Origin of the sequence: Trichocoleus sp. DQ-A2 (assembly GCF_039961915.1) — a bacterium.
In the GTDB taxonomy this organism is placed as follows: Bacteria; Cyanobacteriota; Cyanobacteriia; order Cyanobacteriales; family FACHB-T130; genus FACHB-T130.
Genome location: NZ_JAMPKD010000005.1, coordinates 149,602 through 175,958, shown reverse-complemented (window position 1 = coordinate 175,958; position 26,357 = coordinate 149,602). Strand labels below are relative to the sequence as shown.

At 44.4% G+C, this 26,357-nt stretch carries 17 protein-coding genes; 8 read left to right on the top strand and 9 right to left on the bottom strand.

The window, feature by feature from the left end:
• Positions 1-26: 26 nt before the first annotated feature.
• The 4 genes from NC997_RS06390 to NC997_RS06375 all read right to left on the bottom strand — a co-directional run bounded on the left by NC997_RS06390 (position 27) and on the right by NC997_RS06375 (position 3,824).
• Positions 27-2,000 (bottom strand): ATP-binding protein, encoded by a 1,974-nt coding sequence (locus tag NC997_RS06390; RefSeq protein WP_190525303.1) that lies wholly within the window; start codon positions 1,998-2,000, stop codon positions 27-29.
• Between the two features lie 153 nt (positions 2,001-2,153).
• Positions 2,154-2,453: a hypothetical protein gene (locus NC997_RS06385; RefSeq protein ID WP_190525302.1), complete on the bottom strand. Its 300-nt coding sequence runs from the start codon at positions 2,451-2,453 to the stop codon at positions 2,154-2,156.
• A gap of 92 nt (positions 2,454-2,545) precedes the next feature.
• Positions 2,546-3,145 carry a DUF3177 family protein gene (locus NC997_RS06380; RefSeq protein WP_190410416.1) on the bottom strand — a complete coding sequence of 200 codons (600 nt, stop codon included), beginning with the start codon at positions 3,143-3,145 and terminating at the stop codon, positions 2,546-2,548.
• A 457-nt stretch (positions 3,146-3,602) separates the two neighbouring features.
• A complete protein-coding gene (locus NC997_RS06375) occupies positions 3,603-3,824 on the bottom strand; it encodes a Calvin cycle protein CP12 (protein ID WP_190410417.1) in 222 nt (73 codons plus the stop codon).
• A 411-nt stretch (positions 3,825-4,235) separates the two neighbouring features.
• On the opposite strand from NC997_RS06375, the gene NC997_RS06370 reads away from it, so the two are divergent.
• Positions 4,236-5,486 (top strand): FIST N-terminal domain-containing protein, encoded by a 1,251-nt coding sequence (locus tag NC997_RS06370; RefSeq protein WP_190525301.1) that lies wholly within the window; start codon positions 4,236-4,238, stop codon positions 5,484-5,486.
• Positions 5,487-5,602: 116 nt separating this feature from the next.
• Here NC997_RS06370 and NC997_RS06365 read toward each other — a convergent pair whose 3' ends face one another.
• From NC997_RS06365 to NC997_RS06350, 4 genes are all read right to left on the bottom strand, one after another.
• Positions 5,603-6,412, bottom strand: coding sequence for an acyltransferase (locus tag NC997_RS06365; protein WP_199306060.1), 810 nt, complete (start codon positions 6,410-6,412; stop codon positions 5,603-5,605).
• Positions 6,413-6,514: 102 nt separating this feature from the next.
• Positions 6,515-7,270, bottom strand: coding sequence for an acyltransferase (locus NC997_RS06360; RefSeq protein ID WP_190525300.1), 756 nt, complete (start codon positions 7,268-7,270; stop codon positions 6,515-6,517).
• Positions 7,271-7,685: 415 nt separating this feature from the next.
• Positions 7,686-7,814, bottom strand: a complete 129-nt coding sequence (locus NC997_RS06355) for a hypothetical protein (RefSeq protein WP_277877460.1) — start codon at positions 7,812-7,814, stop codon at positions 7,686-7,688.
• A 141-nt stretch (positions 7,815-7,955) separates the two neighbouring features.
• Positions 7,956-9,056 carry a metallophosphoesterase gene (locus NC997_RS06350; RefSeq protein ID WP_190525299.1) on the bottom strand — a complete coding sequence of 367 codons (1,101 nt, stop codon included), beginning with the start codon at positions 9,054-9,056 and terminating at the stop codon, positions 7,956-7,958.
• A 280-nt stretch (positions 9,057-9,336) separates the two neighbouring features.
• On the opposite strand from NC997_RS06350, the gene trmB reads away from it, so the two are divergent.
• On the top strand, positions 9,337-9,972 hold the full coding sequence (trmB, locus tag NC997_RS06345; RefSeq protein ID WP_190525298.1) for a tRNA (guanosine(46)-N7)-methyltransferase TrmB: 636 nt from the start codon (positions 9,337-9,339) through the stop codon (positions 9,970-9,972).
• 82 nt (positions 9,973-10,054) lie between these two features.
• On the opposite strand, the gene NC997_RS06340 is transcribed toward trmB, so the two are convergent.
• The gene (locus tag NC997_RS06340; protein WP_190525297.1) at positions 10,055-11,665 is read right to left on the bottom strand and encodes a phospholipid carrier-dependent glycosyltransferase; all 1,611 of its coding nucleotides are present in this window, start codon (positions 11,663-11,665) and stop codon (positions 10,055-10,057) included.
• 105 nt (positions 11,666-11,770) lie between these two features.
• On the opposite strand from NC997_RS06340, the gene NC997_RS06335 reads away from it, so the two are divergent.
• From NC997_RS06335 to NC997_RS06310, 6 genes are all read left to right on the top strand, one after another.
• Positions 11,771-13,210: an NCS2 family permease gene (locus NC997_RS06335; protein WP_190525396.1), complete on the top strand. Its 1,440-nt coding sequence runs from the start codon at positions 11,771-11,773 to the stop codon at positions 13,208-13,210.
• Between the two features lie 334 nt (positions 13,211-13,544).
• Complete coding sequence (locus NC997_RS06330; RefSeq protein ID WP_190525296.1) at positions 13,545-19,571, top strand: hybrid sensor histidine kinase/response regulator; 6,027 nt, start codon at positions 13,545-13,547, stop codon at positions 19,569-19,571.
• The gene (locus NC997_RS06325; RefSeq protein WP_190525295.1) at positions 19,571-21,139 is read left to right on the top strand and encodes a response regulator; all 1,569 of its coding nucleotides are present in this window, start codon (positions 19,571-19,573) and stop codon (positions 21,137-21,139) included. The genes NC997_RS06330 and NC997_RS06325 overlap by 1 nt, the downstream gene beginning before the upstream one ends.
• Positions 21,140-21,782: 643 nt before the next feature.
• Positions 21,783-23,408, top strand: coding sequence for a glycosyltransferase family 39 protein (locus NC997_RS06320; protein ID WP_190525294.1), 1,626 nt, complete (start codon positions 21,783-21,785; stop codon positions 23,406-23,408).
• 500 nt (positions 23,409-23,908) lie between these two features.
• The gene (hflX, locus tag NC997_RS06315; RefSeq protein ID WP_190525293.1) at positions 23,909-25,609 is read left to right on the top strand and encodes a GTPase HflX; all 1,701 of its coding nucleotides are present in this window, start codon (positions 23,909-23,911) and stop codon (positions 25,607-25,609) included.
• Between the two features lie 201 nt (positions 25,610-25,810).
• Positions 25,811-26,209: a hypothetical protein gene (locus tag NC997_RS06310; RefSeq protein WP_242031265.1), complete on the top strand. Its 399-nt coding sequence runs from the start codon at positions 25,811-25,813 to the stop codon at positions 26,207-26,209.
• Positions 26,210-26,357 lie beyond the last annotated feature (148 nt).

Below are 26,357 nucleotides of genomic sequence, written 5' to 3'. Positions count from 1 at the left end.
ACCTTCCGGAATAACCCAAACCTCTCTTAGGGTCTGCCGTTGGCTTGCTCTAGCTCAAGGCGGCTGCTGAGTGCGATCGCATTCGGATGTTTGCTGGGCAAGACCAGTGCAAACTCAGTTCCCTTCCCCAGCTGCGAATTCACCTCAATTTTGCCTTGATGCTTTTCCATAATTTGGGCGCAAATTGCCAGTCCTAGCCCAGTACCTTTTCCCGCAGGCTTAGTCGTGAAAAAAGGATCGAATAGTTTGTTTTGAATATCTGGGGGAATACCGAGACCGTTATCTTTAATCCGCACTCGTACAAACCCGGGATTTTCTGTTTCTATTTCCGTCTGAATCAAAATCTGCGGGCTGGGTTGCTGGCTTTGCTCAAGCAAGGCGTCAATCCCATTGCTCAAAATATTCATAAATACCTGGTTCAGTTGCGCTGGATAACACTCAACTAAAGGCAACTCTCCATATTGCTTAGTTACTTCAATGCCGCGTTTAAGGCGATGGTTGAGAATCAATAAAGTGCTGTCAATTCCTTCATGAATGTCAACTGGTTTCATGTCCGCTTCGTCTAGGCGAGAGAAATTTCGCAAAGACAGCACGATTTGACGGATGCGCTCAGTTCCCATCTTCATCGAAGAGAGTATTTTCGGCAAATCATCAGCGACAAATTCCAGGTCAAATGCTTGAATTTGAGCTTGGATTTCCGGGGCGCTGTTGGGATAATGTTGCTGGTAAAGATCGACCAGAGCGAGTAAATCCTGCGTGTACTCGCTGACGTGGCTCAAGTTGCCGTAGATAAAGTTAACTGGATTATTAATTTCATGAGCCACTCCTGCTACCATTTGACCCAAACTAGACATTTTTTCCGTTTGAATCAAACGGGCTTGAGTTTGCCGGAGATCGTGCAAAGTATGGCTGAGTTCACCAGCTTGAGACACTAACTCAGCATTCAGTTCTTGCAAATGAGCACGAACTGCTTCTAGCTGCTCATTTTTGCCCTCTAGTTCTTCAGTCCGTTCTGCTACCCGTCTTTCCAAAGTCTGGCGAGCGAACTCCAATTCTTGAGTATAATTTGCAACTCGTTGAATGAGGGTGTTGAAGGAAATCGCTAATACTCCAACTTCATCTTGAGTAAGGACAGGAGCTTGCAGGTCAAAATTAGCTTCCTCATTCGCCTGAGTCACTACTTTAGTAACTGCTTCAATCGGATGAGCGATCGCGCGACTGGTATAAATGGCGATCGCGGTTGCGATCGCACTCGACAGTAGCATGGCAGCGATCGTAACCTGGGTTCCTACCTTTTCTGCCTTTTCTAGACCCTCATAGGCTTCTTCTTCTGCCTTGTGAGCGTTTGTAATTAAGATTTCTACGTCTTCTGAAAAGTTGTCAAACTCAGTAGCTACTTTATTATTCGTAAAAGCGATCAGTACCTGCTGTGCGGCTGAAACATCCTGCGTTTTTAAATTCAACTCATTAATTTTTTTAAGGAGAGATTCTACTTGCTGAAAGTAACTTTCTACCGGATTCTGGTTATTTTGAAGAAATTGCTTCAAATCCCGGCGATTAGTTCTATCTGCTAAAGCTCTGATTTCAGATAGCCGATTCTCAACCTCCGCTTTATGCTCAATGAAATGAGCATAGTGTTCCCTAAATACCTCTGGTTGCGATATTAAAGAAATAAATTGTTGCTGGTGGTTTCGTGCCTCTAGGACGTTAAACCTCAAGTCATTGAAAAGAAGTGTTTCCTTATGTACCCTCTCTAGATTCTCCCTAGATTGATCTTCATAGTAATAATCTCCTACCGTACGTCCTATGGCGGTTCCTACAATCGCCACAGCCAGAGTTAGGGCATATCCAAAACCAATTTTCTTTCGGATACTGAGACGATGGAGCAATCGGTTTGCCCAGTCTGGAGAAGGTTCTGGGGGTCTGAGTTGGCTTTGTGGCTCAGACTTAGCAGCAACGACCCGTTCGTGTGGGGTAAAGCTAGCGTCTGGAGATGGCATAGTCGAAATTCCAGTGGGATACTCAATGATAGTTTTCCCTTAAAAATATTTAATCTAACAATAGATAAATATTAGATTTTGTCTGACCTAAGCCGCTAATGTTTATTTCTTACCTACTTCCTTAGCTTTCGCAAAGCTAAACTAACTGGTTGATTAAACTCCCGCCTCTAACAACAAGGGTTGGATTGTCTCCCAAGTTAATCCTTGCTCTAGATAATGGGGAGCTTCCGGATTGTAAGGGGAAAGAACTCTATCAATAGAGATAATCGATGCCTTATCTGGTAGCACCGGCACATCCGGATCGAACGCTGTTGGGCGCATCAAAGAACTAGAATATCCTTTAAAGATGGCAATTTTGTCTTCTTCTCCAGCAATTTCAGCCGTGACAACCAGGACTTCATGAGGGCGCTTGGCGGTATATCGCTCTAGACGCTGCCCAACAGCATTACTCATATTTGATGCGGGGTGTAAAAGGTTAAGGACAAACAATTAAAAAGCCAAAATTAAAAAATATTGATTTTTTAATTTTTAATTTTTAATTGTTTTTACTGTTCCATTGCTGAGCGTCCCTCCTTGCCCAGCCGGATCAAGACAAAATAACTCAAGTAAAGTACATAAATCACCAATCCCACCATCGCCAAAAAGCCTAGAAATCGAGGTGTATAACTGGGATGGAAATACTGTTTGTACATCCTAGGTGCTTCTAACCAAACGTCACAAAATGGTTTCTGGATTGCTCCTGGGGAAAATGCACAAGACAGGAAAGGAAGGAAAGCTAAAGCGCCCAATGTTAAATAAACACTGACAGCCCAACGCCACGCTGTTAGCACTAGCTTTAGAGGACGCAGTGGTTGATCGTCAATTTCATCGTTAATATCCACCCAAAACCAGAGGGATATGGGAATCAACAGGCGGGCAAAGAAAGACGACACGTAGGAAATAGGCCATCCAGCAATCATCAAGTAAATTGTAATCGCCAGCAGACTAGAAACCCGCCAGTAGATGATTAACAAGCGCACCATTGCATCCGCTTTCTGGATAAAAGCCCAGATCAGCAGAATCAGCGGAATGATAACAGTAAATAGTAGCGCTAGTCGGTAGTCCATCCAAACTAACGGTCGAAACCAGAGGTTGTCATTGTCCATTGGCTGTGTATGGCAGAAAGGGGAATTTTACCCACTCATTTTAACTGTCTAGGTGCAACTGCCACTCAACGAATCTCGTTGCTCTAATTGCCTGCAACAGCTCCCTACACTTGAGGAAAGGGAATTTTTTCTCTTTCCCTTATCTTTACTTTCCCGCTCCAAAACTGCTTCTTTTTCACTTGTGGGGGCAGGCAGCTTAGATTCGTTTCCCGATTGCTCAGTAGGGGCAGGGAAACCCCTCCGCTACTTTTTTGGCTTACGCGAGAAGCCGCTTCAGAGCGATCGCATCTGTCGCATCAAAACAAATATCGGTATAGATAGCTACACAAAACGAAAAAACAAGCAACTCGAACGACTTCAATCAGGTTCTTGTTGCTTGTAAGTGCCAGAAATTTATCCGGTGAATTCGTGCAGCGAAAACCAGCTTGGACTGGCGGCATTTAGCACTGAATTAAGTTTATTCTTCGTAGACCCGGCACTCATCGGCTCCTGGATTAGCGTCACAATACCGCTCCAGAGAATTCTTCGGCTTGGTTTCCCGCTGATGGGATGCTTCTGCTTGCAATTCTTCAACGGCATCCCAGGCAGCGGCACACTCACCGGAACCTGCGCCCTTTGTATCGCACACAGTCCGGGCTTGCTCGCGCTCTTGTTCAATTTGGTCTTGGATGTTGCTCATAATTCTCGTCCCCGTTTCTTGTTTTAATTCAGGAAACCTGGTGAATTTCGACCGTTATCGGTAATCTCCAATCAGGTGTTCTGCTCGCTGACTCTAAGTTTTCAGTCGTTCTTTCTTTGTCATATCAGCAAGTGACAGCACCTGAACAGGATCGATCTTTATCTTTTAAGATTTGGTCGTTTCTGACTCACCGAGGTGCCAGTATACACTTAACCGGCTAATCTATGGTTATCTTCACCATATTAACTAATGTTAAGGCGCTACTGCCACTCGCCAACTCCTCCCCTAGGGTTGAAGTAAGGGACTCTACAACCTGTGCCTTGCGAGTGTTAGGGTAATGATAAGGCTTTGATACCCTGCCAATCCGCCCAAGAGCATTGGCTTACAAAAGCGCATTTTTGTGTAATCCCTATGGCTAAGCAGATCAAGTGGACGAACGCCTTATCAACCCGTCCGTCTTTAGAAGCGGCAGTGGCAGAAGTGGTTGAACGTACGACTCTGGCGTTGCAGGCACCGGCTGACTTGGGGCTGGTGTTCATCTCGTCTGCCTATGCGAGTGAATATTCACGGCTGATGCCATTGTTACAAGAACAACTTAATATCAAAGCGCTGATTGGCTGTGGTGGCGGCGGCATTATTGGCATGAATTCGCAGGACGAAGTGGAAGAAGTCGAACAAGAACCCGCATTAAGCCTTAGCTTGGCTCATCTTCCTGGAGTCAATGTTCGCGCATTTGAGATTTCTAGTGATGCTCTGCCTGACCTGGATAGCTCACCGGATAATTGGGTTGACCTGATTGGCGTATCACCCGCTGATGAACCCCAGTTCATCTTGTTAGCCGATCCTTTCTCTTCCAAGATTAATGACTTACTTCAAGGACTGGATTTTGCTTATCCAGGCTCGGTGAAAGTGGGGGGACTGGCTAGCACTGGCAGTTTGGGTAACAACACGGGTTTATTTTGTAACTACCAGCTCTACCGCGAAGGAACGGTTGGCGTCGCTTTAAGTGGCAATATTGTACTGGAAACAATTGTGGCACAGGGCTGTCGCCCGATTGGGAAGCCTTATCGAATCACGAAAGGAGAACGAAATATTCTTTTGGAACTGACTCCCCAAGAGGATAGTGCGGATGTGAATGACTGTGCTGGAAAATCTGGGACGCCTCTGGAAATCTTACAGGATTTAATCGAGAATTTGAGCGAGGCAGACCGACAGTTAGCACAGCATTCGCTGTTTGTAGGCTTGGTGAGGGATGAATTTAAGTTAAACCTGGAGCCGGGAGATTTTTTGATCCGCAACTTACTGGGCGTAGATCCTAGAGTGGGGGCGATCGCAATTGGCGATCGCGTCCGCCCCGGTCAGCGCATCCAATTCCACCTCCGAGACGCCCTAACCTCCGCAGAAGACTTAGAACTCCTCCTCCAGCGCTATCAAAAACAGGCACCTAACGATTCTCCATCTGCCGGTGCTTTGATGTTCTCCTGCCTGGGGCGAGGAGAAGGGCTTTATGGGCAGCCTAACTTTGACTCCGAGCTATTTCGTCGCTATCTAAAAGACATCCCCCTGGCGGGTTTCTTCTGTAATGGTGAAATTGGCCCTGTAGGAGGAAGTACCTTCCTGCATGGATACACTTCAGTCTTTGGTATTTGTCGCCAAAAATAAATTGATTACAGTTTGGAAACTTTATACCTCAAGACGGGGAACAGGTAATTCCTGAAAAAACAATTACCGATTACCAGTTCCCAAACTATTTGTTTCACAATTCCGGCACAGTTTGATTAAATGTTGCTGGAATCGGTAAGTTTAAGACCCCCAACTTTTACTAAATTCTCAGCCGTACCATTGCGTTTGGAAACAACCTTAGCCGGTACACCTACAGCAACCGAATAAGGAGGAATATCTTTAGTTACGACTGCGCCTGCACCGATGACACTACCCTTACCAATCGTGACTCCATCCACGACGGTTACTTTGCTTCCCAGCCAACAATCATCTTCAATCACAATTCCCTTGCAGGTATCACCTTGGCTGACAATCGGACTTGTGGCATCGGCAAAGTTATGATTGCTAGCATAAATGGTGGTATGCGAAGAAATTAAACAGTCTCTGCCAACTTTGATTTGACTGCCAGATAAACAAGTGTATGGACCAACATACGTATTGTTTCCAATTTCAATGCAACCTCCAGGCATAACTTTGATATCAACGCCACGGTCGAGCCTAACCCGCTTTTTCAGACAAATTTTACTGTTTTGACCACCAGCATATAAATAAATATTTCTGCCTAGGGACACCTCCTCTTCAAGATAAATTCGACTATTCTGGTCGCCGCTTTCTAAGAGAGTTCCCCGAAAAATTTTAACTTTATCTCCAATTTCAATACAACAAGCGCGAATAAACTCAACACCTGGTTGAATCAAAACAGACGTACCTATGCGTCCTAAAATACTCCGGTAAAAAAAGTTTCGCAGTTTTAAACCGATTGATAAGGGGAACCACCCAAAAAATGTAATGAATAAAGATTCTTTTTTACGGTTCCATTGGGAAGGATAGCGGTAATTTTGAATGTCCATTGCTGTTTCTGTCAAATCTGATTTGGGTAATAACAGATATCAAGCGATCTGTAACAGGAATTGAGTTTTTGCTCAGCAGCAGGAAGGCTATTTAAAATAGCCTTCTCTATTCAATTGTTAAGAGTCCGCAACTAAAATTCCCTGTTGTATTTCGCGTTCGCAAATGCTATTTCGCTGAGAAATAACCCTAGCAGGAACACCAACTGCAACTGAGTAAGGGGGAATATCTTTGGTTACAACTGCGCCTGCGCCGATGACGCTTCCCTTTCCAATGGTGACTCCATCCAAGACTTTGACTCCACTGCCTAGCCAACAGTCATCTTCAATCACAATTCCTTTGCAAGTGATACCTTGGTTCCAGATATAAACTGTAGGATCTGCAAAGTTATGATTGTTGGCATAAATTCCTACGTGTGATGCGATTAAACAGAATTTGCCAATTTTGATATGACCTGGGCCACCTAAACAGGTGTAGGGAGAAATATGCGTTCGTTCTCCAATTACAATATTGCAGTTACCTCGTTCGGTAACATTAATATCAACGCCTCGATCGAGGCATACTAAATCTCCCAGAGAAATCTTACTGTTTTCGCCGCTAGCGTTTAGGCGAACGTCTCGAAGAATTTTGACATTGTCTCCAACTTCAATAGAAGAAGCATTCAACAATTCAACTCCACTTTGAATGTATAGAGCTTTACCTACCCGACCTAAAATTGTTGGGTAGAGTAGTCTTCGCAGCATCGTACCCAACGGTCGCCGAATTCCTCCTATTAAGGTAATTAAGAGGAATTCGTTCATCCGCGACCATCGGGAAGGTTCTAAATATTTTTGTGATAAAGGTTGGGATTTTTCCGCACTTATGTTATTAGTCATGGCAAATGCACTCCAAAATCATCCTAAGGAAAACTAACATTTGATGATTTGTAGGAGTAACTATCTCTTGAGCGAAATCAGTACAGCTTCAGCAAGCTTGTCTTTGACTTCAAGCCATCAACCTAAGGCAACGATTAGAGGCAAGATTCTCCAAAAAAGCTGGAGTTGTTGTTAACTTACAACCATTTCAAAAGTAATACCTGCTCGATACAACAGACTCTTACTCGTGTTAGTTTCAATGCCTCCAAACCCAAGGAAGCTTAGAAGCCTAAGCTATAGGCTTTAAAGATAGTTACTATGAGCAAGCAAAATTTTTAGTTATGCTTGCCGAAATCCTGAAAATTTTAGGAAACTAGCTTAGTTTCTTTTCACTGCGATCGCCTAATCGTCTGGCTTCGCCTCTAAACCGCCTTAACTAAGGAGGAGTATCTCCAACTTCAGCCATCACATTAAATTCCACCATCGGTGCAAACAACATGGCACTTCCGCGATGGCTATGACGACTTTCTTCTATCCAGTTTCGTTGGTCTACTACTAAGGTCACGATGTAGAGCGTGGATTTAGAGACTTGTATCTAGACTGAAAGTGAGCTTAAGCAATGCTATGGCACTTTAGAGACACTTTACTGAAGGTAAAGATTGAACAGCATCTTACTAAAGATAGATCAAAGAGCTGATGAATTAGGTTATAGAGATAAAGTTGTGTAATTGTCAATGAGGGCGGGGGTGCCATCGGGAGCGATCGCGCCAAATGACTCGAAATAGCGCTTTGCGACTGGGGGGAAGTGGGAGAAATCAAATAAAGCATCCCCCTTGGCAACATCTGCCCAGAAATAGCGTAAATTGGGGGCGAGTCCCTCTGCCTCTGTAATCGGGATATTTAAGGGTGGCTCAGTCAGCAACTTGAGCATGAAGGGAAGCGAGCGATCGCCCATCCAATCTCGTGAGAATTGTGGCAGCGTTGGGAAATGGGGGACAGATTCCACCCGATGCGACTCAATCTGCAAGGATTTTTTGCCTTGCTTATCGGTGCGGAAGTTCAAGATCCGGTAGGGATGAGGATAGCTAACCAGAGAACCTGTGGTAATCTCATAAACACCGCGATCGCGAGCAATATCCTGAATATGCAAATGCCCTGTAAAAATTAGATTTACCCCCGCCTCGCGGAGCATTTGCAGTAGCACTGGTGTATTCTCTAACATATACCGACGTCCTAGCTGGTGGCTGGATTGTCCGGGTAGATGCTCGATGACGTTGTGATGCACCATTACCATCACTAACTCATCATTAATCTCTTTCAGATGTTGTTGCAGCCATGCCAACTGAGCATCATCCAAACGCCCTACCTGTTTCCCGCGATCGCTAAAATTATTGGAATTCAGCCCAATTAAACGCACTCCGGGTAAAATTTGACTCGTGTAATACAGTTGCTCTGGATTCTCGTAGCCAAACTGCTGGTAATAGTGGGGAAACTCTTGGAGTCCAATGGCGCTATCAGTGGGGAGTAAACTGAGTACATCATGATTCCCCGGCACCACGTAGACGGGAAAAGGGAGCTTCAAGAGGCGTTTTTGCAGCCAAGCATGATTCTCTGGTTCCCCATCCTGCGTTAAGTCTCCCGGTATCAACAGAAAATCTAAGTTGAGTTGTTCCAGATGTCTCAGTACAATCTCCAATGCTGGGATGCTGACTTCTACCATGTGAAAACGGCTGGGATGATCCGTAATCGTGTTAGGAAGTGCAATGTGTAAGTCGCTGATGACAGCAAAACGAAAATTGAGACTCATAGCGCCAACGCAAAAATGGATGAGGGGATGTGATAATAGCGATCCCCGTCGATCATAACCTTTGGTACATTCTCTTCCGCACGCGAAGCAGTTAGTGCGCCTTTGCATCAAAACCTAATCCCCAACCGCCTTCTCTACTAGGAAAGGGAGCGAAATGCGCTCTGGAGGCTAAAATATTCCTGTTTCTTCTCCTTGTAGGAGAGAGTTAAGGAGAGGAAAAAACTTTGTGTTGAATGATATTAGTTACTGAATCGCTAACAGCCAAAAAAGGAGTTTCAGATTGTCACCCGTCCGAGTTCGCCAACACGTTAATCCACTTTCCGCCAAGTATCAAACGCCGGTAAATCCTCCCGACTGGCAGAATATTTATGCCGATCCGACAAAGCCGCTGCATTTAGATATTGGTTGCGCTAAGGGGCGGTTTTTATTGAAAATGGCGACTGTAGAACCCGATTGGAATTATCTGGGTTTAGAAATTCGAGAAACGTTGGTAGAAGAAGCCAATGAATGGAAACAGCAGGCGCAATTAGAAAATCTTCACTACTTATTTTGTAATGCCAATAACTCATTAAATCCTATTTTGAGTTCTTTGCCAGTCGGAACCTTGCAGCGCGTCACCATTCAATTTCCCGATCCGTGGTTTAAAAATCGACACGCCAAACGCCGCGTGGTGCAGCCAGAAATGCTAGAAGTTTTGGCAAAGTACCTGGTTACTGGAGGAGTGGTTTTTGTTCAGTCAGATGTTGAGGCGATCGCAGTGGAAATGCGCGATCGCTTCTCCTCTTCCCCAGCCTTCCAAAGACAGGGAGGCGACGCATGGTTAGACACGAATCCCCTGCCAGTACCAACTGAACGCGAAATCAGTACCCTTTCTCGCGGCGAACCCGTTTATCGCGCTTTATTTATCAGAAGTTGAAGTTTGAGGGTTGAGTTTTTAATGATTAGAAAAAGAGAGCATTTTCAAACTCATTACTCAACCCTAAACCTTCCAGACTTTCCTAAATCCAATTCGGCACCCACTGGCGCAACCAAGGCGGCACATACCGAACATTGAAGCGCGGTATCAAGATTTGATAATCTCTGGGGGATAAGGGCAAACCTAAATAGATTGGCATCCAGAACACAAAAGCTGCCAAGATCGCAAAAATTACCGTCAGCGCGATCGCTCTTAATTCACGCGCCGGACTTTGCAGCCATCGATCGACAATCCAGGCAAGCGCCAGCCCCGAAAACACAGACGCTCCCATGTAATGGTACAAAAACGTGCAGCGAGTTACCCGCACCCAAGGCAGCACATTCGCCAGCCAGTTTAGAACCAAGTACAAGGCAATCCAAGTTGAAACGCTTGGAGTAAATTTCCACCCTTTCCCAGTCAAGAAGTATTGAGCTAGCAAAAACAGCAGCAGTAAAATTGCCGCCGTTGAAAGAATCCACAGCACTGGATTTCCCATCGCGTGGACATCGTAAATCACGTTACCCACCCCTTTCGGTAAAGGCGGAAGTGCGGGTACCGCCGTATCCGTATTTTGAGCCGTTTGGTAAAAGTACGCCACCGGGCGCAGCATCAACAGCCAGGTATACCATCTGGAGCAGTAAGGATGAATTTTCGGCCCATCACCCACTCGTTGATGGTATGCCAGAATTTGCCTTTGCACCTCCCAAAACCCAAATTCTGGGTTGAGTTGAATGTGAGGAATCCAAATAACGGCGTAAAAAAGGAATGGGATGATTGCTAAATTCACTAAAATGTGAAGTAAATTTAGCTGCGTCAGGTTTTGTAACGGGGTCAGAGTCAGGGCTGAGGAGTCAGGAGTCAGGGCTGAGGAGCTAGGATTTAGGACTGAGGGGTCAGCAGTCTGGACTGAGGAATCAGGAAAAAATCGCCTCTGCTCCTCCGATCCTTGAGTCCCAGGTTCTCCAGTTTTTTTGCTGGCTTTGTTGAATACCTGTTGCGCCCATTGTAGCGCCCAGGCAAAACCCCACATAAAGTAGGCACCCAACAGAAACCACAAGCCATTCCACTTGATAGCCACGGACGCCCCGAAAAAAATACCGGCTAGCGCTAGCCAAAACCAGCGTCGCATCGCTTGATTCGCGAGACTTAGTAAGAAAAACCACTGCCCCAGCAGTCCAAAAATAACTAGATAAACGTTATTCAGGGCATAGCGCGACTCTACCAGAAATAAACCATCGGCGGCAGCAAAGATAGCAGCGATTAACGCATAGCTGCGCCGATAAGTGAGTTGATAGGCGATTCCCCCCAGCACTAAGGGAATAAATGAGCCAGTCAGCGCATTGAGCCAACGGTAACTCCAAGGCGAATGCAGAGAACCCGTCAGCCCGTTCATCGTATCTTTCCCGAACGGTAAGCGATCTCCTATCCACATCCCCACGGCGATGATGTACTTGCTCAAAGGGGGATGCCCATCAAAAAAGGGAGTCCGGGTTAAATAGTTGTTGGCAAACTTCGCATAGTAAACTTCATCAAAAACTAAAGTATTAAATCGTTCCAGCCCCCAAAAACGCAGGGCAAGCGAAACCAAGAATACGCCAGCCATTCCAATCCAGAACCACCGTTGGCTGATAGAACGTTTGTTAAACAAGAACATAAAAACCTGCTCAAACGCTTCAAGGCATTTCCAAACTGTGTAGCATCATCCCAAAAATTTCTCAATAAAACTTTACTCTGAGTAGAGTGCGTGTCAGACAAAAAAATGAACAAGGATGAGTTGAGCAAAACTGAAGTCGTTGCCAGTCAAGGATCTTCGCCCCCGCCGACCGGGTGGCAGGGTGCGATCGCGCGATTTTTTAAATTTGAGGAATTCCACACCAACTTTCGCACCGAAGTGTTGGCAGGCGTGACCACGTTTATGACAATGGCATATATTCTGGCAGTCAATCCGGGAATTTTGTCAAATGCCATTTTTCTGGAAAAACCGCAAGATTTATTTGGGGAGTTGGCGATCGCAACCGCGATTTCCAGCGCCATTGCGACCTTGATGATGGGATTAACGGCTAATTATCCGTTTGCCTTGGCACCGGGAATGGGACTCAATGCCTTTTTTGCCTTTTCTGTCGTTTTGGCACTGAAAATTGATTGGCGAGTTGCCCTCAGCGCCGTTTTGATCGAGGGGCTAATTTTCATTGCCTTGACGCTATCAAGTATTCGCAGCCAAATTATCCGCGCCATTCCTGAATGCCTCAAACAAGCGACAGCGGCGGGAATTGGTTTATTTATCGCTTATATTGGCTTGGCTGGCGATCCGAAAACGGGGGGTGCGGGGATTATTGTGGCGAACCCCGTCACGAAAACCGCCTTGGGAAACTTGCAACAGCCGCAAACACTGGTAGCGATCGCGGGGATTCTCATCACCTTTGCTTTTGTCGCTCGCCGTGTCAAAGGAGCGCTATTATGGGGAATTCTCGCCACTGCCTTGTTGGGATGGATTCTTCGCATCGTACCCCCGCCCTCTGGAATTATCGCACTTCCCCAATGGCCTGGAGCTTTGCTCGGTCAAGCTTTTCAGGGGTTGAGTCAGATTAACCAAACCAACATCTGGAATTTGATCGCTGTCACCTTTGTCTTTCTGTTCATCGATCTCTTCGACACCATCGGCACCCTTGCCGGTGTCGGCATTCAGGCAGGCTACATTGATGAAAATGGCGAACTGCCCCGCGCGAGTGAAGCGCTGATGGCAGACGCCGTGGGAACCACTGTGGGGGCAATTCTGGGAACTTCCACCGTCACAACCTATATCGAGTCAGCTGCTGGCGTCTCGGAAGGGGGACGCACCGGGTTTACTGCCGTTGTCGTCGCCGCCTTATTTACTCTGTCAATATTTTTTATTCCTTTATTGGCAGCAATTCCCGCCTTTGCTACAGCACCCGCACTGCTCGTTGTTGGCGTCTTGATGGCAGGAAATGTCCGTCTAATTCGTTGGGACGATCCTGCCGAATCAATTCCCTCTTTTTTGACGATTCTCCTGATGCCTTTGACTTACTCAATTGCCGAAGGTTTATCAATTGGTTTTATGACTTATCCACTGGTAAAAACATTTCAAGGAAAAGCGCACGAAGTCAGTTTAGCTGTGTGGATTTTAGCTGGAGTATTTGTACTGAGATTTGTATTTATGGCGGTAAACTCTGCTACGTAAAGTAACGACTTAGAAGCGAGCAGAAACTCCATTTCTAAATCCTTTTGCCAAAAAATTGCTTTTTTAAACCACAAAGGCACTCAGACACCAAGATGAAGAACTTCGTGTTTCCTGAATGTCTGAGTAGCTTTATGGTTCATCTTATCCAATCCCTTGCGTCATCAAGCTGGGTAGTGTGGAAATACTAACTTGTATGTCTGAATATTGAGCTTTATTTAGGATTCGAGAATTTGTAGGGGGGTTTGGGAACGATAAATCGACTGGCGAATTATCCTTATTTTTAGGGATTCCCATAAATTTATTCCCAATTAACGCTACCCACACTCTTATAAAAATGATTCTTCCCCTTCCCGGTTACGAACTCGTTGAAGCCCTACATGAAGGCACCGATACCGTTATTTATCGTGCTTCTAGGCAGTTGGATAAAACACCAACGATCGTTAAAGCGATCAAAGCCGAGTATCCCACCTTAGAAGAGCTGACCCGGCTAAAACATGAATATAAAATTTTAGAAACGCTAGTAGATATAGAAGGAGTTGTCGAGTCCCTAGCTTTAGAAAATTATCAGAATGGTCTAGCACTTATCTTGTCAGATTTTGGGGCAATCTCGCTAAAAAATTATATTAGCGATCGCTCTTTAGACTTAAGCGAATTTTTAAACATCGCCATTCAGCTAGCATCCACGCTTGCTCAACTGCATTCATCCCAGATTATTCATAAAGATATTAAACCTCACAACATCATCATTAACCCAGAGACAAAGCAAGTTAAAATCATCGACTTTAGCATTGCATCGCGTCTAGAAAGAGAAAACCAAACCCTTGGCAACCCCACCTTACTCGAAGGCACTCTCGCCTATATGTCACCGGAACAAACCGGGAGAATGAATCGGTCGCTTGACTACCGCACCGACTTCTATTCTCTAGGTGTCACCTTTTATGAAATGCTCACAGGTGAATTGCCTTTTAATGCTACCGAACCTCTGGAATTGATACACAGCCATATTGCTAAAATGCCACTTCCACCTCATCAACTAAATTCGGAAATTCCAGAGGCAATTTCCAATATTGTAATGAAACTGTTAGCTAAAAATGCTGAAGACCGCTATCAAAGTTCAGAGGGTTTAAAGTTTGACTTGGAAATCTGTCTAATGAAGCTACAGACTACCGGAAGAATTTCTGACTTTATTCCCGGTAGTGCTGACAAAGCAGGTCAATTACTGATTCCTCAAAAACTTTATGGTCGTGAGGCGGAAGTTACTACCCTGTTAAATACCTTTGAGCGAGTCTCCAATGGTACCGGAGAAATGATGCTTGTTTCCGGTTATTCCGGCATTGGTAAAACTGTTTTAGTCAATGAAGTTCACAAACCCATCGTTCGGCAACGGGGATATTTTATTGCAGGTAAATTCGATCAGTTTAAGCGCAATATTCCTTATGCTTCCTTGATTCAAGCATTCCAATCCTTAACTCAGCAGCTTCTAACCGAAGGCGAAGCAGAAATTCAAATTTGGAAAGAGAAACTCTTAGGTGCTTTAGGCGTTAACGGGCAAATAATCGTTGATGTGATTCCCGAAGTTGAACTGATTATCGGCAAACAACCACCCGTAGCAGAACTAGGGGCGACTGAAGCTCAAAATCGTTTCAGCCGTGTATTTAAACAATTTATAGGCGTATTTACAACTGTTGAACATCCCCTAGTTATCTTCCTAGATGACTTGCAGTGGGCGGATTCAGCATCGCTGAAATTGCTCGAACTGCTAATGATCGATACCGATAACAAGTATTTATTGCTGATTGGGGCATATCGAGATAACGAAGTTTTCCCCACGCATCCAACAATTCAAACGATTGACAAGATTCGCAAAACTGGGGCGGCAGTAAATGATATTGTCCTTCAACCCTTAAAACTGGTTCATGTCGAAGAATTAATTGCCGATACTTTAAATGAATCAGTAGAAACGCGAAATTTAGCCTCTTTACTTTTCAACAAAACTCAGGGAAATCCTTTTTTCTTAAACCAACTGCTCAAAACCCTTTACCAAGAAGATTTATTGACCTATGATTTATATTCTAGAGCATGGCACTGGAATATTAAGCAAATTCAAGCGATCGGCATCACCGATTATAATGTTGTCGAACTGATCGCAAGAAATATTCGCAAGCTGCATTCAGACACCCAGAAAGTATTAAAACTGGCTGCTTGTATTGGCAACAGTTTTAATTTAGAAGTTTTGAGCGTTATCAATGAAGAATCCTCCTTAGTTACAGCGGCGCAGTTGTGGTCAGCGCTTCAGGCAGGTTTAATTCTACCTTTGAGCAATGAGTACAAAATTCCGTTGGTATTTAGTCAAGAAGAATCCGGTGGATTTACCTTGACTGATGTCAAAGTTGACTACAAGTTTTTACATGACAGAGTGCAGCAAGCTGCCTATTCTTTGATTCCAGATGAAGAGAAGAAAGCAACACACTTGAGGATTGGTCAATTACTGCTACACTCCACAACGCCAGAAGAACGAAAAGAAAATATCTTCGCTTTAGTTAACCAACTCAATTACGGTACTGACTTACTAAAAACTGAAGCAAAAAAATATGAACTAGCCCAACTCAACCTGATTGCAGGTCAGAGAGCCAAAGCAGCTACAGCGTATGACTCGGCTGTTAAATACTTGCAAGTAGGTTTGGGACTGTTGGCAGATTCTAGCTGGGAGAGTCAGTATGACCTAACATTAGCGCTGCATACCGAAGCAGCAGAAGCAGCATACTTAAGCGGTGACTTTGCTCAAATGCAGAGATTGGCTGAAATCGTGCAAAACTGCGCCAAAACGCTATTGGACAAAGTGAAGATATCCGAAGTCCAGATTCAAGCTTATATGGGGCAGAACAAGCTGCTGGAAGCACTGAATACGGGGCTGCAAGTCTTAAAGCATTTGGGGGTAGAGCTTCCTGACTCGCCAAACCCGTCTGATATTGGGCAGGCGCTGGGGGAAACTGCGGCAATTTTGAGCGGAAAGCGAACTGAGGAATTAATCGATCTCCCTGAAATGACCGATCCTCATCAACTAGCAGCGATAAGGATTCTGTCAAGTATATTTTCTGCTTGCTATTCTGCGATGCCCTCACTGGTGCCTTTAACAGTATGTAAACAGGTCGATTTATCCGTTCAATATGGCAATGCTTCTGTGTCTCCCTTTGCATATGCCGTATATAGTCTTCTTCTTTGCGGGGCTGTAGGAGATATTGAAGGGGGTTATGAATTCGGTCAATTAGCTTTGCGTTTAGTATCTAAGTTAAATGCTAAAGAAATCGAGGCCAAGACGTGCCACTTGGTCTATGCTGCCGTTCAACATTGGAAGGAACACGTCAGGAATATTCTAGAACTTTTCCTGTCAACTTTCTCTAGCGGGTTGGAAACCGGAGATTTAGAATATGCTGGCTATGCCATCATGGTGTGGAGTCATTACTCGTTTTTTGTTGGCAAGGAACTAATGCAACTCGAACGAGAGATAGCAACTTACACGGATGCCCTTCATAAAATTAGCCAAAAAACAGCACTTAATAATACAAAAATTTGTTGGCAAGCCGTCTTAAACATGATGGGAATAACCCAAAATGTATACCAGTTAAAGGGGGAAGCCTATGACGAAGATAAAATGCTACCGCTATATCAGCAAACCAACAACCAACTAGCAATTCATTACTTATACTTGCACAAGCTTGCGATTAGTTATGTTTTTGAAAATTACGCGGAAGCTTTAAAAACTATTCCTCAGATAGAAAGTTCTTTCGGTTCGTCTACAGGACAGCTAACTGTTGTTATCTTCTATTTCTATGATTCTTTAGTACGGCTAGCTGTATATTCTGATTCACAGTCTGAACAACAGGATATTCTTAATCGAGTACAAGCTAATCAAGAAAAAATGCAAAAATGGGCGCATCATGCCCCAATCAATCATCTGCACAAATTCTATCTAGTAGAGGCAGAGCGGCTTCGGATTTTAGGCGGAAAAATAGAAGCGATGGAGATGTACGATCGGGCGATCGCACTCGCTAAAGAAAACGAGTATATCAACGAAGAAGCATTGGCTCACGAACTAGCTGCTAAATTCTATCTGTCATGGGGTAAAGAAACTATTGCTCAAACTTACATGACAAATGCCTACTACGCTTATATGCGCTGGGGAGCAACAGCCAAAGTTGAGGATTTAGCAAAACACTACTCCCAATTACTCGCCTCTGTCCTTAACCAAAAATTGAGCAAAAAGACAGGCACTACGATTAAACAGACGCGCCAAAAAACCATTAGTTCTAGCACTTCCGGTGTTTCAGAGGTTCTAGATTTGGCAACAGTGATGAAAGCATCCCAAGCGATTTCTAGCGAAATTGTGCTAGCCAACTTGCTCGATAAGTTGATGAAAATTTTGATAGAGAATGCCGGTGCAGAAACTGGAGCGTTGATTTTATCAAGAGACGGTCAATTCTTCCTAGAAGCATTGGGGACTAAAGATGAGATCCAAGTGCTGGAATCCCAGGCCCAATTAACCAGTCAGCAGTTGCCTAATTCGGTACTGAATTATGTTTCTAGAACCCAAAAAGATGTTGTTTTAAATGATGCCAGCCACGAGCAAATCTTTAACACCGATCCCTACATTAGCCAACATCAACCCAAGTCACTGCTCTGTACTCCGATTCTCAATCAAGGTAAGCTCGCTGCTATCCTTTATCTAGAAAATAATCTGGTTGTGGGAGCTTTCACTCAGCAACGGGTGCAAGTATTGCGGATGTTATCGGGACAGGCTGCGATCGCTCTAGAGAATGCACGACTCTATGCCCACTTAGAATCTGCCAACCAACAATTAGAAGAATACAGCAATACTCTGGCGGCGAAAGTAGAAGAGCGAACGCTGGAGTTGCAGGAAAAGAATGTCCATTTACAAAAAGCCCAGGAAATTGCTCAATCAGCCAACCGTGCTAAGAGTGATTTTCTCGCAAATATGAGCCATGAATTGCGGACACCGCTCAATGGCATTTTAGGTTATGCCCAAATCCTCAAGCGAGACAAAAGTTTAACTGATTTACAAAAAGATGGTTTAGGTATTATTCACCAGTGCGGCGACCATCTGCTAAACCTGATTAATGACATTTTAGACCTTTCCAAAATTGAAGCCAGGAAAATGGAACTTCACCCAACAGATTTTCATTTTCCAGAGTTTCTAGAAGGCATTGCCGAAATCTGTAACATCCGTGCCGAACAAAAAGGCATTTCTTTAATTTACGAGCAGATTACTCAACTTCCCACAGGTGTTAGGGCTGACGAGAAACGATTGCGGCAAGCTTTGCTAAACTTACTCGGCAATGCTGTCAAATTTACTGAAACTGGAGGCGTGGCTTTTAAAGTCGGCTATTACAAAGGCAAAATCCGGTTCCATGTGGAAGATTCAGGAATTGGCATGGCACCAGAGCAATTAGAAGAGATATTTTTGCCGTTTCAGCAGGTGGGAGAAAACCATCGCAAATCTGAGGGAACCGGCTTAGGATTGGCAATTACTCGCCAATTAGTTCAGATGATGGGTGGCGAAATTCAAGTCCAAAGTATTTTAGGAAAAGGCAGTATTTTCTTCTTTGATTTAGATTTGCCTGAAGTTTTTCAATATGCTGAAGGTGTCAAACAAGATCAAAAAAATATCGTAGGATTTAAAGGCTATAAGCGGAAAATCCTCGTAGCAGACGATAAGCGAGAAAATCGCTCAATTTTGCTCAAGATGCTATTGCCTTTAGGGTTTGAAATTTTGGAAGCGATAGATGGCAAAGACTGCCTGAAGAAAGCGGCTGAATTTAATCCCGATTGCATCTTAATGGACTTGATGATGCCTGAAATGAATGGCTTTGAAACGACTCGGCGTATTAGGCGATCGCCCGAACTAAAAGATGTGATAGTGATTGGAACTTCTGCCAGCGTTTTTGATTTCGATCAGAACAAAAGTAAGGAAGCAGGCTGCAATGATTTTTTACCCAAGCCAATCCGAATACCAGAGCTTTTAGAAAAGTTACGACTTCACTTAGGGCTGGAGTGGGTTTATGAAGAAAACGAAAATCAACTAGAAAAAGACTATAAAGAAGAAAATTATCAGCCCAAAAACCGAAGCAATCAGCATTCATTAGCTACTCCATCAGCAGAGGAAATTGCAGCTTTATTTGATTTAGCAATGAAGGGCGATCTCAAAGGCATTGTAGAGCGAAGCGATCAACTAGAAAAATTAGATATTAAATATGCACCTTTTTCAGGCGAATTGCGTCAATTAGCTAAAAGCTTTCAAGTTAAAAAGATCCGCGAATTTTTAAGGACTGTAGGAAAAAATTAATGAATCCTTCAAATATTGAAAATGGGGTAATTTTAATCGTTGATGACAACCCTACAAATTTAGGAGTGTTGTTCGATTTTTTAGTGAATTCAGGCTTTCAAGTATTGGTAGCGCAGGATGGCGAGGATGCAATTGCTCAGGTTGATTATTCCCCGCCCGATCTGATTTTATTAGACGTACTCATGCCCGGTATAGATGGGTTTGAAACTTGTCAGCAATTGAAAGCGAAGGAATCAACGAAAGACATCCCCGTAATTTTTATGACGGCGCTTTCTGAGACTGTGGATAAAATCCGGGGATTGAATCTTGGGGCGGTTGATTACATTACTAAGCCGCTTCAACATGAAGAAGTTTTATCCCGAGTCAAAATCCATTTAAGCTTGCGAAATCTGACTAAAAGATTGCAGCAACAAAATGTGCATCTGGAACAGGAGATTGAAGAGCGAACTAAGGCAGAGAAAGCACTTTTAAAACTTACATCTGAGTTAGAAGGGCGGGTAAAAGAAAGGACGGCTGAACTTTTCCTATCCAATCAGCTGTTGACCCAATCAAATCAGCATCTGCAACAGGAGATCCAAGAGCGCATCTCTACTGAAGCAGCCTTGCAAGAATCAGAAGCACGCTATCGAGAACAAGCGCATCAGCTTAAACTTTCCTTCCGCCAACTTCAAGAAACTCAAAGCCAACTGGTTCATAGTGAAAAAATGTCTAGTTTGGGGCAACTGGTAGCGGGTGTCGCCCATGAAATTAACAATCCCGTTAACTTCATCTATGGGAATCTCACTCACGCCCATCACTATAGCCAAGATTTGCTCGACCTCTTGAGCCTCTATATGAAGTACACTCCTGCACCGCCACCTGAAATTAAGGAACACGCTGAGGCAATAGATTTAGAATTTTTAATTGAAGACCTGCCCAAATTGCTGAGTTCGATGAAAGTTGGATCTGACCGCATCCGCGAGATTATTTTGTCGTTGCGGATTTTTTCCCGCATGGATGAAACCCAAATGAAGCCTGTGGATATTCATGCTGGGCTAGATAGCACGCTGCTGATTTTGCATAGTCGGTTCAAAGATAGCGCTAACCATCCAGGTATTCAACTTGTCAAAGAATATGGCAATCTGCCTCTGGTGGAGTGTTATGCAGGTCAACTCAACCAGGTGTTTATGAATCTACTGGCGAATGCAATTGACGCTTTGGAGGAGTATGACAAAAAGCGATCGCCTGAGGAGATTTTCTTTTGCCGCAGTACGATTCGGATTCGCACCGAAGTAACGGACAATGAGTTTGTGACAATTTGGATTGGGGATACTGGCCCCGGTATAGCAGAGGAAGTACGCGATCGCCTATTCGATCCCTTCTTTACGACGAAAGCAGAGGGTAGAGGTACGGGTTTGGGATTATCGATTAGCTACCAGATTGTAGTCAACAAACATGGTGGTCAGATGACGTGTATTTCAGCACCAGGACAGGGGGCGGAGTTCATGATTAAAATTCCGGTTCGGTCGTGCCCTCCAGAATTAGGTTGCCAATGCGCCATTTTGGAAGAAAGCGGAAATTCGGTCTAATATCAGAACCCGTCAGGTGTCAACTTAAGATTGGCTTAGCGGTTGAAACCACCGCGATACAGACAAAACCTGCCTTCTCCGGTTCAAAACTTATGATTCCATGAGTCCCCGCAAGCCGGACTTAGTTTATTTAGCCGTGGCTTCCAGTCGCTAGGGCTTCAGTAAAACTAGCAGTATCTTCAATTAAACACTATCAAACTTCCACTTTTTCAACGCTAAACCGTAATATTACTGAGATTTAATAAAAGATGGATTGGCGTACATACTGCTAAATCCCTTACCTGCCTGTAGCTTAGACAACACTTCACTAAGTCTTTGTTATTTGCTAGGAAAAGATGAATTTTCTGTAAAGACTCTCCGGAGAGTCAGTATTTCCCCTAGGGATTGCTTAGGATATAGCGGAAGCACTCCTAAGAAGCTGGGTATTTTTACTTAATTTTTGGCTTATATCTACAAAACGAGCAAGAAACTGATTTCCACAAGTTACGTGTTTTTACGAGAACCTTAAATTTTCATCTACAAAATTAGATGGCTTGTGATTCTGAAAAGCGTGCAGAGGCTAATCAAAAGAACATAGAGCCTTTTGAAACTGGGTTTAAGTACTTGATATTTGTGGATTGGAAGAGGATATAGGAAAATCTATATGCCAAAAACTGGGACTCAGGCTAAAACTAATACTAAACTAAATAGCCGAGGTTCCCACTCCTGGGAACTTCCTCCAACTTGGCTACAATTTTTAGTCATTAGCGTACTGGTTTTAGGCATATTTTTTCGATTTGCAAATTTGGATCGAAAAGTTTACCAACACGACGAAGCTTTTACCTCAATGCGGATTTCTGGCTATTCCAAACCAGAAGTGCAACAGCAACTTTTTGATGGTCGTGTCATCAGTGTTGAAGACTTACAAAGGTATCAGCGTCCCAATTCAGAAAAAGACTTAATCGATACCATGCAGGTGCTAGCGCAATACCCAGAACATCCGCCGCTATATTACGTGATGGCACGATTTTGGGTGCAGTGTTTTGGCAGCTCGGTGGCAGTGACAAGAAGTTTGGGTGCCCTAATTAGTTTACTAGCGTTTCCTGGCATTTATTGGCTGTGCAGAGAATTATTTGAGTCATCGTTGACGGGATGGATAGCGAGCGCTATCATCGCTATTTCACCTTTACACGTACTGTACGCGCAGGAAGCGCGGCAGTATAGCTTGTGGATGGCTATCGTCTTGCTATCGAGTGCAGCACTACTACGAGCTATCCAGGTTAAAACTAAGCTAAGTTGGGCGATCTATGCAGTTACTGCGGCATTGGGACTCTATTCAAACTTATTTTTTGGGCTGACTTTAATCGGTCATGGGATTTATGTCATCTTAACTAAAGCCCATCGAGAAAATAAAACAGTTATTGCTTATTTAGTGGCATCGATAGCAGCGTTTCTAACTTTCGTACCCTGGGTTTGGGTGGTTTTAAGTAGCGATCGCATCATTGACAGAGTGGCATCAGCTCCAAAACCACCCAATTTATTTACTTTAGTTAAATGGTGGACTCGGAATCTCAGCAACATTTTCTTAGATGTAGATCCTAGCGGTTACTGGTTCGATCCGATTGGTTATGACGATCCTTTTTCCATTCCGCTTGCTTTAATCTTGGTTGGTTATTCGATTTATTTTCTCTATCGCCATACCCCAGCGAAAGTTTGGCTATTTATTTTTACTTTTACTGGGATTGCGGTTATCCCCCTCATGCTACGAGACTTAATGACTGGGGGATTTTTATCTACAGCACCGCGATATTTGATCCCATCTTATTTAGGAATCCAGATAGCTGTTGCTTACCTCCTGGCTAGTAAAATTACTTGGAGTTTTAATTCCATCCGGCAACAAAAACTGTGGCAGTTTGTGATAGTTGTTCTACTTTCGTGCGGAGTTTTGTCCTGTGCAATCAGCTTTCCAGCAGACGTATGGTGGAACAAGTTTATGGACACTTATAATCCTCAAGTGGCTCGCATCGTTAACCAAGCTTCTCATCCACTTGTGATTAGCGATACTAAGATTCCGGGAAGTGTATTATCTCTCAGCCGCCTACTCAGTCCGAAAGTACAGCTACAGTTGGTGAGCCAACCAAAAACATTTCTAGCTGCTGATGGTTTCAGCGAGATATTTTTATTCGATTCCTCAGATACTTTACGAAACCAACTTGAGAAAACACAGGGTTACAACTTAAAAATAGCTTTCAAAGGCTACAAGTTTGAACTTTGGGAAGCAAAAAAATAGCGGAGGCAATCCTATTTTATGCCTAAACAAGAATTTGTGAATAATTGGTAATTGGGGATTAGGATAAAACTCAATAATCTATATCCTTATTCAGTAAACGGACGAACTAAATTATTTATAGCCTGAAGAAAGTGTTTGTCGTTCTACCTCAAACCCTTGTCAATGTTGCATTTTTTACCTCAAGAGCGCCGACAAGATAACTAGCGATCGCAATCTCCAACGCCGCTATCCTCATGCTCAAACTTTAAGCGATCGCTCTGATCCTAGATACTGTGAATCAGTCGCAAAATCAGTCGCACACCTGCTACCGGAATCTGGCAGCAACTGGGTTGGGCGTTCGCGCTTAAAGGCTGATACGTCTAGGGTTGTCCACCCATCTCCCATTTTTGCCGATTGCCGCTTCTTAACCTCTACTTAGTCCAAAAGGGAGATTAAGTCAAAAAGGAAGATTAGTAAATATTGAAGCAAAGGATTCAATACGCTAGTTTTTAGGGCGTCTTATGCAAACTATTTACGGAAATCTTCAAGGATTACAATCGAGCCATATCAAGCAACTACAGCGGCTTTACGAACAGCGCCAACCAAGCGATCGCCTGACGACTCCGGAATTCGCTCAAGCGCTAGCCGAAATTAGTACGTCCATTCATCACCCTGTATGCTGTTACATCAATCGACGTGGACACCCAATCCGAATCGCCGTCGGTACTCCCAGCCAAACGCAAATTCCGCCCCAAGAGTTGCCCCGGCATAAGGGCGAACACTTGAGTGGAATTCGCTGTCTTGCCACTCAACTCAAATCCGATCCACCAGATACAGCGGCACTCAGGGCAATGGCACAGCAGCGCCTCGACGCCTTAGCAGTGTTAGTTCCAAAGGGCGATGGAGCGCGACGAAATGGTGAAGCCGCAGGCGATGTCAAGGAAGCTTATCTTGCTCACCTGGTTCCCGAAGCAGAAAAGCCCTGGGTTATTTCTCGTCCCCTTAGCTTAGATGACCTGACAGAGCAAGGCTTTGACGACTTAGTAGATGAATGGGAGAGTGAGTTCTCCGAGTCAGGCTTTGAAACATCGCAATTCCACGAGAATAACTCAAAAGGCGATCACGTTCTGTTGGTTGGGTTGATGACAGAAGACGTCTCTCCGCAGCGGTTTCAAGATGGTCTGGAGGAACTCGTTCGCTTGGTTGAAAGTGCCGGAGGACAGGTATTAGAGACAATGCAACAAAAGCGATCGCGTCCTCATCCTCAAACGGTCGTTGGTCATGGAAAAGTTGAAGAAATTGCACAACGCGCTCATCAACTGGGAGCCAATATCATTGTCTTTGACCGAGATATCTCTCCCTCTCAAGCTCGTAACCTAGAAACCGAGATCGGTATCCCTGTCGTAGACCGGACTGAAGTAATTCTCGATATCTTCGCTCAACGCGCTCAATCCCAAGCGGGTAAATTGCAAGTGGAATTGGCGCAACTGGAATATATGCTGCCTCGACTGAGGGGTCGGGGTCGGGAAATGTCCAGACTAGGAGCCGGGATTGGTACGAGAGGACCGGGTGAAACCAAACTAGAAACAGAGCGGCGAACCATTCAGCGCCGAATTGCCCAACTCCAGCAGGAAGTCAACCAATTACAAGCGCATCGCTCCCGGATTAGACAACAACGGCAAGAGCAAGAAATTCCCTCGATTGCCGTGGTTGGTTATACCAACGCTGGGAAGTCCACCCTGCTGAACGTGTTAACCCACGCCGAAGTTTATACGGCAGATCAACTATTTGCCACCCTCGACCCCACAACTCGAAAGCTAGTCATTACAAACCCCGAAACCCAAGAGCGGCGGACGATTCTTCTGACAGACACGGTCGGGTTTATTCACGAACTCCCGCCACCGCTCATGGATGCCTTCCGAGCCACCCTGGAGGAAGTAACGGAGGCGAATGCCATGCTTCATGTCGTCGATCTATCCCATCCCGCTTGGGAAAGCCACATCCAGTCGGTCATGGAAGTGCTTGGAGAAATGCCTGCCCTTCCAGGTAAAGCTTTGATTGCCTTTAACAAGGTCGATCAAGTAGATAGCGAAACGCTAGCCTTCGCTCAACAACAGTATCCCGAAGCTGTGTTTATTTCAGCTACTCAACGCTTAGGTTTAGAGACCCTACGCCAGCGGATGGTGCAACTGGTTGATGAAGCAGTTTCACAACCGCACTAATAAAAATGTGACAAGAAGCCAGTAATTACGGTGTCTATTTTTGGCAATGTCCCCCGCTTAAAAAGGGGTTATAAGCATTTTCCCCCTTTTTAAGGGGGATTCGGGGTTCCCTCGGGGGAGAGGGGGGATCGAGTGTATAGGACACCCAGTTAAGTCAAGAACCAGCAAGCTAAGCAAACAAGAATTCACACACTATTTGCAATGATGAACAATCCAATAACGTGGAAGTACATATTTCAAACCAAAGCTATCATTAACTGGGTCGAATCTGTAGCTTTGTTGTTATCTGACCAATGGATTCGCCAAATGCTAGGTCAAGAACCGCTCACCAATCCTGAATATTTACATCTGTTTGGCGCATTGGTATTTACGATCGGGATTGGTTATTGGTGGGTTGGTAAGGATATCTCTCGAAATCACGATCTTATAAGATTTGGAATTTGCGCCCAAGTTTCTGTCTTTATCGTTTTGGCTTATCACACCTTAATCGGTGGTCTTCACCCATTTTATTTAGTTCCGGGTGTCATTGACCTTACCTTTGCGATTCTCTTTAGTTTATTTCTCTCCTCTTATGAGCGGATTAAACCAGCTTTAGAGTAATTAGAGTCGAGTATATGCAACTTAGAACCCCACCCCTACCCGTGAACGGGGAGGGAGAAATCTTACCTTCCTATGTCAACGGGAAATTATACCAGTCATAAATAATTCCTGAACGCAAGATACCCGACTTCTTGGAGAAGTCGGGTAT

Coding starts and splice junctions, on each gene's coding strand:
- NC997_RS06380 (WP_190410416.1), bottom strand. CDS start 3,145: ATGGACAATGACAACCTCTGGTTTCGACCGTTAGTTTGGATGGACTAC.
- hflX (WP_190525293.1), top strand. CDS start 23,909: ATGCAAACTATTTACGGAAATCTTCAAGGATTACAATCGAGCCATATC.
- NC997_RS06320 (WP_190525294.1), top strand. CDS start 21,783: ATGCCAAAAACTGGGACTCAGGCTAAAACTAATACTAAACTAAATAGC.
- NC997_RS06325 (WP_190525295.1), top strand. CDS start 19,571: ATGAATCCTTCAAATATTGAAAATGGGGTAATTTTAATCGTTGATGAC.
- NC997_RS06335 (WP_190525396.1), top strand. CDS start 11,771: ATGAACAAGGATGAGTTGAGCAAAACTGAAGTCGTTGCCAGTCAAGGA.
- NC997_RS06360 (WP_190525300.1), bottom strand. CDS start 7,270: ATGACTAATAACATAAGTGCGGAAAAATCCCAACCTTTATCACAAAAA.
- NC997_RS06340 (WP_190525297.1), bottom strand. CDS start 11,665: ATGTTCTTGTTTAACAAACGTTCTATCAGCCAACGGTGGTTCTGGATT.
- NC997_RS06330 (WP_190525296.1), top strand. CDS start 13,545: ATGATTCTTCCCCTTCCCGGTTACGAACTCGTTGAAGCCCTACATGAA.
- NC997_RS06370 (WP_190525301.1), top strand. CDS start 4,236: ATGGCTAAGCAGATCAAGTGGACGAACGCCTTATCAACCCGTCCGTCT.
- NC997_RS06385 (WP_190525302.1), bottom strand. CDS start 2,453: ATGAGTAATGCTGTTGGGCAGCGTCTAGAGCGATATACCGCCAAGCGC.
- NC997_RS06375 (WP_190410417.1), bottom strand. CDS start 3,824: ATGAGCAACATCCAAGACCAAATTGAACAAGAGCGCGAGCAAGCCCGG.
- NC997_RS06310 (WP_242031265.1), top strand. CDS start 25,811: ATGATGAACAATCCAATAACGTGGAAGTACATATTTCAAACCAAAGCT.
- NC997_RS06350 (WP_190525299.1), bottom strand. CDS start 9,056: ATGAGTCTCAATTTTCGTTTTGCTGTCATCAGCGACTTACACATTGCA.
- NC997_RS06390 (WP_190525303.1), bottom strand. CDS start 2,000: ATGCCATCTCCAGACGCTAGCTTTACCCCACACGAACGGGTCGTTGCT.